This is a genomic window from Streptomyces albus subsp. albus (genome assembly GCF_000719865.1).
Taxonomy (GTDB): Bacteria; Actinomycetota; Actinomycetes; order Streptomycetales; family Streptomycetaceae; genus Streptomyces; species Streptomyces albus_E.
On record NZ_JOID01000004.1, the window covers coordinates 207,325 to 216,782 of the forward strand.

The following is a 9,458-nucleotide window of genomic DNA, read 5'->3' on the forward strand; positions in this document are numbered from 1 at the left end:
GGATGCGGTGCGCCGCACCGGGAAGAGGAGACCAAGGGCGTGATGCCATGAGGAAGCGAACCCTGACGTTCGGCCTGTACGCGGACGGGGAGGGGGTGGCCCGGGTCAGGGGAATCGTCGGGGACGCCGTGGCCGCGCCGCGGAGGGCGAGAATCCTCGCGGAGGACGTCTCGCACACCGCCTTCGGCTGCGATGCGCCGACCGCTGACGTCTACGACTATCTCGCCGAGCAGTGGGATCTGGAGCATCCCGGCCTGGACAGCGGTGCGCGCGAATCCGTCGAGCTGCGCGTGCAGTTGAGGTGTTCACTCCGTACGTGGAGAGCCATCCGCAAGGAAGTGATCGGGTCACTGTGCCCGGAGGGCATGGCGCCGCACGTCTGTCGTGTCCCCTGGAGTGCCGGCTGAGCCCCGCTCCGCCGTCGTGCGACCGGCTTCCGTGGTGTGCACGCGGTCCCCGGACCGGCCCCGGCCTGCACAGCAGTGTCCGGGGCCTGTCCTGAGGACCCGTGGACCCGTCACTTCCGCCAGAAGAGGTGATGCGTCACGCCGCTCGGGCTGGGCACGACCTCCAGGTGGAAGCGGTCGAGCAGTTCGTCGGGCGACTCCCAGAGCCGCAGGCCCGACCCGAGCTTCACCGGCGAGACCGCCACATGCAGCGTGTCGACGAGGTCGGCGTCCAGGAATTCCCGGATGGTCGTGACCCCGCCGCCGAGCCGGACGTCCTTGCCCCGCGCCGCCTCCCGGGCCTGTTCCAGGACCGTGGCCGGATCGCCGTCGACGAAGTGGAACGTGGTGTCGGACAGGGTGAACGACGGACGCTTGTGGTGTGTCATGACGAACACCGGTGTGTGGAAAGGCGGTTCGTCTCCCCACCAGCCGCGCCACTCGTGGTCCTTCCAGGGGCCTCGCTGGGGACCGAACTTGTTGCGGCCCATGATCTCGGCACCGATGTTGTGCGCGAAGTCCCGGGTGAAGTAGTCGTCGAGACCCCGGCTCCCCCCGGGATCGGTGCGCCCGGGCCAGCTCGCCGTGGCACCGGCCCAGGCGAACATCGGCCCGGGATCGACATGCCCGAACGGTCTCTCGAGGGTCTGGTCCTCACCGGCCCCGATCCCGTCACTGGAGACGGTGAAGTTCTGGACTCTCAGCAGCTGAGTCATGTGTTCCTCCTGTGTCGTCGACGACGGTGGTGTGACTCTCCGGACCGCGGAAACTCATCGCCGCACCCGTGAACCGGTCACCGTCCCGGGCCGCCCCGGCCGCCCGGTCCTCATCCGTGACCGTCCTCCCAGAGCGGCAAACCCACCCGGCAGGCGACTTCACGCGGGCGTCGGTCCGCGCACGGCGCCCGACCGGCGCGCCCTCGCGGCCGCTGAATGTCACAGCGGGATCGATTACGCTCGGGCCGGGGGTGCTGACGTGGATTCCGTGACGGTGGCTCTGCGGGTCGGATCGGCGGCGATCACACCGTTGGTCAGGAAGCTGTTCCGCGGTGATCAGCCGGGGGCCGGTCTGGTGGCCGGGCCGGTACGCATCGGCTCGCTGGTCTCGTTCCGGGGAGAGAAGAGTTCCCTCACCCGCCGGGATCTCGAGAAACTCGTGCGGCGGCTGGTGGACCGGGCCGTTGAGACCGCGGGACCCCACGAGACCCCGGCCTCCGGAGAGCACGAGGCGGTGGTCCAGGCCCTGGCGGATTCCCTGTCCGGGCTCGGAGACCTGGACATGGACGACGTACAAGCCGTGGCACTGGGGCCCGAGAAGCTGGCCGCGGCTCTGAGCCCCCGGCGGCCGGACGGATTGTCGTCCGACGCCGAGCGCCTGCACCACCAGCTGCTCCAGGTGTCCTGTCTGCACATCGTCGACTTCTTCGCCAAGCGCTCCACGTTCGTGGCCCGCACCCTGGTGGAGGAGGCCCGGCGGACCCAACACCTGGTCGAGGCAGTCGACTTACTCGTTCAGCGTCTTCCCGCGCGGTACGCCGAGGACGCCGCCTTCGAGGAGCGCTACCGCCGCCATCTCGTCCACCGGCACGGGCGTCTCACCATCTTCGGCATCGACGTCGACGACGACTGGCCCCTGGACGACGCGTACTTGAGCCTGCACACCCTCGACAGCGAGGCTCAGCGGTCGACCGCCGGGCTGGAAGGCGAACACGGCCGCCGGGCCGCCCTGCCGCAGCGCGCCGAGCAGGCCCTCGCGGACCGGGAGAGGGTGTTGCTGCGCGGTGTGGCCGGGGCGGGGAAGACCACCCTGGTGCAATGGCTGGCCGTCACCACCGCGGAGTGGCGGCCGTGCAGGGACCTGGCGCACCTCTTCGGGCGCGTCCCCTTCGTCCTGCCCCTGCGCGCCCTGACCCGCGCGGGCCGGGAACTCCCCACCCCGGGGGACTTCCTGAGCGCGGTCGGATGCCCGCACACGCCCCCGCCGGGCTGGGCCGAGCGGATCCTCACGGCCGGCCGGGCTCTCCTCTTGGTGGACGGCATCGACGAAGTGCCGGAACCACAGCGGGACGGCACCCGCCGCTGGCTCCGGGATCTTCTCCGCGAGTTTCCGGGCAACGCCTGCCTGGTGACCGGACGGCCTTCGGCGATCCGTGAGAACTGGCTGGAGGCCGATGGCTTCCACGAGATGTCACTGGCGCCGATGAGCGGTGAGGACGTCACCACCTTCGTCAACCGCTGGCATGCCGCGGCCGGGACCGGCCAGGAGGAGGCGGAGGCCCTGGTCACCGCGGTCCGCAGCAGACAGGACCTCTCCAGACTGGCGACCAATCCCCTGATGTGCGGCCTGATCTGCGCGCTGCACCGGGCGGGGCGGGGGTTCCTGCCCCGTGGCCGGGAGGAGTTGTACGAGGCGGGCCTGCGGATGCTGCTGGAGCGGCGCGACCGGCAGCGGAGCATCGACGACGGCCTGCGGATGGACTTCCGGTCCCAGGTCGTGCTGCTGGAACGACTGGCCTACTGGCTGATCCGCAACGGCCACTCGCAGATGGAGCGGGCCGACGCGATCGCCCTGATCGACCAGGCGCTGCCGGCCATGAACCGCGACGCGCTGGGGACCACCGACGCCGAGGAGATCTACCGGCGCCTGCTGACCCGCTCGGGGCTGCTGCGCGAACCGTCCGCGGGCGTGGTCGACTTCGTACACCGCACCTTTCAGGACTATCTCGCGGCCAGGGCCGTGATCGAGCACCGCGACTTCCCCCTCCTGGTCCGGAACGCACACCTGGACCAGTGGGAGGACGTCGTCCGCATGGCCGTGGCGCACGCCAGGGCCGACGAACGGAAGCGTCTGCTGACGCAGTTGGTCAAGCGCGGGGACAAGGTGCGCAAGCACCGGGTCCGGCTCCACCTGCTCGCCATGGCCTGCCTGGAACACGCCACCGAGCTGGACCTGGAGGTCCGGCGCGAGGTGGAGCAACGGGCGGCCGCCCTGCTGCCGCCCAGGACCTACGACGAGGCCCAAGCTCTCGCGGCGGCCGGGCACGTGGCTCTGGAACTCCTCCCGGGACCCGAGGGGCTGACGGACGACGAGGCCCAGGCAGTGGTGTCGGCAGCCACCTTGGTGGGAACGGATGCCGCGCTGCCCAAGCTGGCCGAATTCCGCGAACACCCCTCCCTCGCGGTGCGGGCCAGGATGTTCTCCGGGTGGGGCGACTTCGACCACGCCCGGTATTACGCGGCCATCCTGTCCGGGCTGCCGCCGGAGGACGGATCCCGTCTCGTGGTGCATACGCGTACCGAGCTGGCCGCCTTGGCCGGCTTCCCGGACCATCCCTTCCTGTCCCTGTTCGGTGACTTCACGGAAAGCGAAGTCGTCGGCGCGTTGCGAGACCGGCAGACCAAAGAGCTGTCACTGAGCTGCACACGCCTCACCGACCTCGGATTCCTGCGGCGTTACCGCGACCTGACCCACCTCGCACTCATCGAATCGACGGGAATCACGGACCTTTCCCCCGTCGCGGAGCTCCCTCTCCGCAGCCTGCTGCTGCGACAGATGCCCGGCGTGCGCGACTACCGCTGCCTGAACGCACTCACCGGCCTGCGCACCCTCTTCGTGGGAGACGGAATGAACTGTCACGATCTCGAGGAACTCCCGGCTCATGCCCCCCTCGATGATCTGGGCATCCCCAGTACAGTCACCGACTTCACCGGCATCCGGGCGTGGCCGGGGCTGACCACCCTGCGGATCACCGACTCGGAGGACGCGGCGTCACCACTGCCGCGCGGTCTGGAGGTACTGGCCGGCATGCGGTCGATGACCACCATGCTGGTGCCCCGGCGTCTTTGCCGGGCGCTCTGCGACAGCGGCACGCCACTGCCCCAGGTGGAGACGCTCCGGCTCTTGGGCCCTGAGGACGGCGAGGATCTGCGGGAGGTCGTGGCCGGGTTCCCGGGTCTCCGGAACCTGGTGCTCTCGCCGATGTCGGGCAAGCCGCCGGTGACCGTGGATCTCGCACCGCTGCGCGAGGCCGGCCGGCTGCGTTCCGTGAGAGCCGAGGGCGGGGTGCGGCTGGCGAACGAAGCCGCCGTCCCCCGGGCGACGGTTCACCAGCCGCCGGGGTCCCGGTACTGACGAGCCACCCGAGGACCGGTTGGCCTGGTTCTCGCCGTACGCGGGCGGGCTCCGGCGGGCGGTGCGCGGGCGGGAAGGCGACGCCCGCCGCCACACCCGTCGCTGCCACGAACTCGACCCAGCCGGGACGCTTGGCGACCGTCTTCTCGTACTCCTCGTGCGTCTTGAGGTTCGTGGCCTCGACCTGGTCGGCGCGTGACTGGTCGAGCATGCCTTGCACCTCGGCGCAGACGTGCACCGTCGACCGCGCCGCGCCCGTGTCGATCTTCCCGTCCGGGCCGACCTGCGTCTCCGGCACGCTGCGGGTGCAGACCTGCTCCGCACAAGTCGGTACTGCGCATGGCGCGGGATGAAGAGAGCGGGGCGCCCCCGGGTGAGGGCGCTGGTGCAAGGCCTCCTCACAGATCCTCGGGCAGCAGCCGGAACGCCTTGTGGCCGGTCAGTGGACGCAGTATGCGGAAGTGCCGGTCCGTGGTGAACATGGCGTCTGTCCGGTGGGCGGCGGCGAGAGCGACGTTCATGGCGTCTGTCAGGCCGACTCCCTTGCCCGCGTCGGCGTCCTGGTAGCCCTCGGCGACCGCGAGAGCTGTCGGGAGGTGCGGAGCGACATCGGGGACGGAAAATCTCCGCAGTGAGGTCTGCACACCGATGAAACGCAGGGCGACCAGGGACGCCTTCGGCCCGTTCCGGCTGGAGATCAGATGATCCAGTTCGGCGAGCACGAGGGGGGAGACCACAAGGTGCTCGATACGGGACAACGCCTCGGCGTGCTCCTTGTGCCCGGACTGGCGCGGGTCCAGGAGCCGGAGGAGCGCGTTGGTGTCGGCGATGACGATGTGGTTCACGCACCCATTCCCTTGAGAATGTCCTCGATGTCGTCGTTGGTCAGATCGCCTCCCAGGTCGATCTGCGGGAGCTCGATGTCCCCGATGGGTCCCGGCGGATAAGGGGGCACCTCTGCGGGGTCGTACGGCACCACGCGGGCGACGGGGCGGCCGTTCTTGGTGACGGTGACGGTCTCGCCGCGTTCGGCGGCGGCGAGGATCTGGGAGGAATTGTGGTTGAACTCGCGAGCCGTGGCTTCCATGTAGTACATGTTATTACACTTGCCGTTCGCGGAGCGCTCGCAGGCTGCGGGCGTTGGCCTCCGCGACCTGGGCGCGGAGCAGTTCGGCCGGGTCGAGGGGGCGGACGCCGGCCGGATCGGCTGCCCACTCCCGGCCACCGGAGAGGGGACGCAGCCGGAGATACGGGCCCTCGTGGCCCGTGACGATCCCGACCCGGGCCCGGGCGGTGTCGTGGACGGCCGTGCCGGGCGGGGGAGGGGCGGGCTCGGGTACGGGAGCGGCTGGGTGCGGTGTGGTCACCGGGCGGCGCTCCGTGCGGCTCCCCGGGCGATGACGGCGGCCAGTGCGAGGGCGACGGGGGCCGAGCAGACGCCGAGGTGGACGAGGGCGTAGCGGGCGCTCTCCGGGATGCGGTACGCGTCGTCGTCCGGGGCGGGCTTCGCCGGGGCCTCGCCCGTCCGCCGCGTCCGGGACGGCTCCGCCGAGCCGTCGGCGTCGTCGGCGTCGTCGGGGAGCGCGTCGCCCCAGGGGGTGCGGACGTCCATGGCCGGGAGCTGGATGCCGGCGTCGGTGAGGGCGACGGCGAGGGCGTCCCGGGCGGCCAGGGCCTCTTGGAGCTTCGGGGCGAGGAACTGGGGCCCGGTGCGCCGGGTGCGCTTCGGGAGCGGGATGCGCTCCGGGGTGGGGGCGTGGTCGGGGCCGGCGCCGTGGCAGGGGTTGAGACCGGCGGCGGGGCGGGGTGTGGGGTTCGGCACGGGGGTTTCCTTCCGGCGGGATGGTGGGGGAGCGGATGCGTGATGCGGCCATCGCGCCCACGTTCACTGAATCACCGTGTGTAGTCGGCGCATTACGAGAATGCCGCCGGGGCGGGCCCGGTCGGAGCGTGCACGCGGTCGGGCTCCCCTGTCCTCGGGGCACGTTCCACACCTTCCACTTCGACACGGGGGCGGTGGGTGCGGGCGTGTGCCGTGTGTGAGAGACCGCCAGTCGCCTGTTGCCCTGTGCGCAGGTGCGGGCCCGCACCAGGAGCAGCGCGTTGGTCCGGTGATCCAGACGAAACGGCTGAGGTGGGCAGCGGACGATTCGTGATCCGGCCACCGCGCCCACATGCGCTGCATTACCGTATGTAGCCGGTGCATTACGAGAATGGCGTGGGTGTGAAGGGTTTCCGGGGCGGTCGGGGACGGCCGGTCCGGGGCGCCGGAGGGGAGTTGCCTTGCCGCAGCGACGTCTTGTCACGGGCCGCAGCCGGGAGCCGCGTCAGCGGTTCGCCGAGGAGTTACGGCAGTTGCGGGCCGGCAAGGGTGTGAGCCTGCGGCAGCTCGGGGAGCGGCTGGGCTGGGACTGGTCGTTGTTCGGGAAGATGGAGAAGGGCGAGACGCTGGGCGGCCCGGAGGTCGTCCAGGCCCTGGACACGTACTTCGGGACGCCGGGGATGCTGCTCGCCCTGTGGGAGCTGGCACGGGCGGACCACACCCAGTTCCGCGAGCAGTACCGGCGCTACATGGAGCTGGAGGCGGAGGCCACCAGCTTGTGGCACTTCGCGGTAAGTGTGCTGCCGGGGCTCTTGCAGACGCCCGGGTATGCGCGAGAACTCCTGGCGGCCGGTGGGCTCAGGGGAGACGAACTGGAGCACCAGGTGGACGCCCGTATGGGGCGGAGAGAACTGCTGGACGGCGAGGAACCGCCGCCGTTCCGGTCGATGATCTCCGAAGCGGTCCTCCGTGCACCACTGCGTGACGTGGGCGAATGGCGCACACAGCTTGAGCATCTGCTGGCGATGGGAGACCGGCTGGACGTGACGCTTCAGGTGCTGCCGCTCAGTGTCGGGCCGCATGGCTTGATGAACGCCACCGTCATGTTCCTGCGCCTGCCCGACGGACGTACTGTGGCGTACACGGAGAACGGCTACCGGGGTGAACTGATCGAAGAAACCTGCCCTGTTGACCGTTTGCAGCGTGCGTACGATGCAGTGCGCGACTTGGCCCTGACCCCCGTTGAGTCGCGGAAGTTCGTCCTGCGCCTCTTGGAGGAGAGACCGTGCGATCCCTCGACCTGACCGTGGCTACGTGGCGCAAGAGCAGCTACAGCAACCAGGACGGAGGCGAATGCGTGGAGGTTTCCGACGACTTCGCCGCAGCGGTGCCAGTGCGCGACAGCAAGAACCCACACGGCCCCGTGCTCATCTTCCCGCTGGACTGCTGGGCCTCTTTCATAGCCTCGGTCAAGCAGGGGCGGCCGGGGGCCTGAACCCCTGGACAGTCCGGCCCCGCGATCCAGCTCGATCGCGGGGCCGTCGTGTTGCCGACCAGGGCCGTGAACACCGCTCTCACCCAAGTCACCGACATCGGTCACATCCGTGCATGTTCAAAGTCAAACGAATCTCCTGACGTTACGTCAGTCACGCGATAGAGTGAGCCGCCGGTGAAAGTGTGACGTGCCGGGACAGGTCGGCACGAGAGGGTGACGCGGCGACATGATCGAAGTGCCCACGCAGATCGGCCGGTACACGGTCGAGCGCGAACTGGGCGCCGGCGGCATGGGCCAGGTCTATCTGGCCTACTCACCCGGCGGCGACCCGGTCGCCGTGAAGGTGATCCGGAACGACAGGCTGGACCAGGCGACGAGAGCCCGCTTCGAGCGCGAGGCTCTGATCGCCCGGACGGTCGTCGGGACCAACCGGGTGGCCCGCTTCCTCGACGCCGATCCGTATGCCGACCAGCCGTGGATGGCCGTCGAGTATGTGCCCGGCCGCACCGTTCAGGCGCACGTGGACGATGCCGGGGTCCTCCCCGTGCCGCTGGTCGCCAGTCTCGGCGCGCTGCTCGCCGAGGGCCTGGAGGCGGTGCACGCCGTCGATCTGCTGCACCGCGACCTCAAGCCGCAGAACGTCATGCTCGGTGAATACGGCCCGATACTGATCGACTTCGGGCTCGGGGCCTTCATGGACGCCGGCAAGGACACCCTCACCCAGGTGGGCGTGATCATCGGTACGGTGCGCTGCATGCCCCCGGAGCAGGCGCTCGGCCGCTCCCGGGTGAAGGCCCCGGCCGATGTGTACGGCCTGGGCACGGTGCTGCTCTACGCGGCGACCGGCCACTATCCGTACGAGGCCAACGGCTGGCCGGCGATCGTCGCCAGGGTGACCGACGAGAAGCAGTCGCCGGACCTCTCCGGACTACCCGGCGCGCTCGCCCCGTTGATCTCGGGGATGCTCGCCCACGCGCCGGAGGAGCGCCCCGGGCTCCCGGAGGTCACCGGTCAGTGCGTGGCTCTCATGAGGGCGGCGGGACTCACCCCGGCCGAGGCGCGGCACGCCCTGATCGATGCCACGGCCCTGCCCGGCGGGAAGACCGGAGCGCACGGCCGGGCGGCGCCTTCCCCCGGCGTGTGGGAACGCCTCACCACGCGGTACGCCGAGGCCCTCGCCATGCACACCGTCGCCGTGGACGAAGAGGGCCAGGACAGCCCGCTGGACAGTCCGGCCCCATCCGGCCCGGCCGAGGACGAGGCGCAACCGCCTTCCGAAGGACCGGCGTTGACCGGGAACGCCGACGGTCGGTCCGCCGCCGCGCCGCCGGACGAGGGCGGCGGGGACGGCCGGCCGGAGCCCCGTCCCACGGACCGGACGCCGCCCGCGCCTCCCCGCAGACCCGGCCGGAAACCGGCCTCGCAGAAGGTGGCCGAGGACCTGAGGGCCAGGTACGCGATGCAACCGGCCCTCTGACGGAGCGGGCGGGCGGCACCCGGATGCGGTGCCGTCGTCAGCCTGCGGCAAGCGGCAACGGATCAGGCGGCGACCGCGTGATGGCGC

Annotated in this window: 10 protein-coding genes and 1 pseudogene; 5 read left to right on the forward strand and 6 right to left on the reverse strand. The window is 70.6% G+C overall.

What is annotated here, in order from left to right; all coding sequences use genetic code 11:
• Positions 1–47 precede the first annotated feature (47 nt).
• On the forward strand, positions 48–407 hold the full coding sequence (locus IF83_RS0105480) for a hypothetical protein (protein ID WP_030542878.1): 360 nt from the start codon (positions 48–50) through the stop codon (positions 405–407).
• A 110-nt stretch (positions 408–517) separates the two neighbouring features.
• Here IF83_RS0105480 and IF83_RS0105485 read toward each other — a convergent pair whose 3' ends face one another.
• The gene (locus IF83_RS0105485; protein ID WP_030542879.1) at positions 518–1,162 is read right to left on the reverse strand and encodes a dihydrofolate reductase family protein; all 645 of its coding nucleotides are present in this window, start codon (positions 1,160–1,162) and stop codon (positions 518–520) included.
• Positions 1,163–1,421: 259 nt separating this feature from the next.
• Between IF83_RS0105485 and IF83_RS0105490 the strand changes: the two genes are divergently transcribed.
• A complete protein-coding gene (locus IF83_RS0105490; protein ID WP_051722482.1) occupies positions 1,422–4,577 on the forward strand; it encodes an NACHT domain-containing protein in 3,156 nt (1,051 codons plus the stop codon).
• Positions 4,578–4,641: 64 nt separating this feature from the next.
• On the opposite strand, the pseudogene IF83_RS34550 reads toward IF83_RS0105490, so the two are convergent.
• From IF83_RS34550 to IF83_RS0105510, 5 genes and pseudogenes are all read right to left on the reverse strand, one after another.
• Positions 4,642–4,905, reverse strand: a pseudogene (locus tag IF83_RS34550) (hypothetical protein); the annotation flags it as partial.
• A gap of 70 nt (positions 4,906–4,975) precedes the next feature.
• On the reverse strand, positions 4,976–5,422 hold the full coding sequence (locus IF83_RS0105495; RefSeq protein WP_030542881.1) for a PIN domain-containing protein: 447 nt from the start codon (positions 5,420–5,422) through the stop codon (positions 4,976–4,978).
• Positions 5,419–5,664, reverse strand: coding sequence for a type II toxin-antitoxin system Phd/YefM family antitoxin (locus tag IF83_RS0105500; protein WP_030542882.1), 246 nt, complete (start codon positions 5,662–5,664; stop codon positions 5,419–5,421). Before IF83_RS0105500 ends, IF83_RS0105495 begins: the two co-directional genes overlap by 4 nt.
• A gap of 13 nt (positions 5,665–5,677) precedes the next feature.
• On the reverse strand, positions 5,678–5,944 hold the full coding sequence (locus IF83_RS0105505; protein WP_037678762.1) for a hypothetical protein: 267 nt from the start codon (positions 5,942–5,944) through the stop codon (positions 5,678–5,680).
• Positions 5,941–6,399 carry a hypothetical protein gene (locus IF83_RS0105510; protein WP_394297300.1) on the reverse strand — a complete coding sequence of 153 codons (459 nt, stop codon included), beginning with the start codon at positions 6,397–6,399 and terminating at the stop codon, positions 5,941–5,943. Before IF83_RS0105510 ends, IF83_RS0105505 begins: the two co-directional genes overlap by 4 nt.
• Positions 6,400–6,860: 461 nt before the next feature.
• On the opposite strand from IF83_RS0105510, the gene IF83_RS0105515 reads away from it, so the two are divergent.
• The 3 genes from IF83_RS0105515 to IF83_RS0105525 all read left to right on the forward strand — a co-directional run bounded on the left by IF83_RS0105515 (position 6,861) and on the right by IF83_RS0105525 (position 9,371).
• The gene (locus tag IF83_RS0105515; protein WP_030542885.1) at positions 6,861–7,703 is read left to right on the forward strand and encodes a helix-turn-helix domain-containing protein; all 843 of its coding nucleotides are present in this window, start codon (positions 6,861–6,863) and stop codon (positions 7,701–7,703) included.
• A complete protein-coding gene (locus IF83_RS0105520; RefSeq protein WP_030542886.1) occupies positions 7,685–7,894 on the forward strand; it encodes a DUF397 domain-containing protein in 210 nt (69 codons plus the stop codon). The genes IF83_RS0105515 and IF83_RS0105520 overlap by 19 nt, the downstream gene beginning before the upstream one ends.
• A gap of 226 nt (positions 7,895–8,120) precedes the next feature.
• Positions 8,121–9,371 carry a serine/threonine-protein kinase gene (locus IF83_RS0105525; protein ID WP_030542887.1) on the forward strand — a complete coding sequence of 417 codons (1,251 nt, stop codon included), beginning with the start codon at positions 8,121–8,123 and terminating at the stop codon, positions 9,369–9,371.
• The last annotated feature ends 87 nt before the right edge of the window (positions 9,372–9,458 follow it).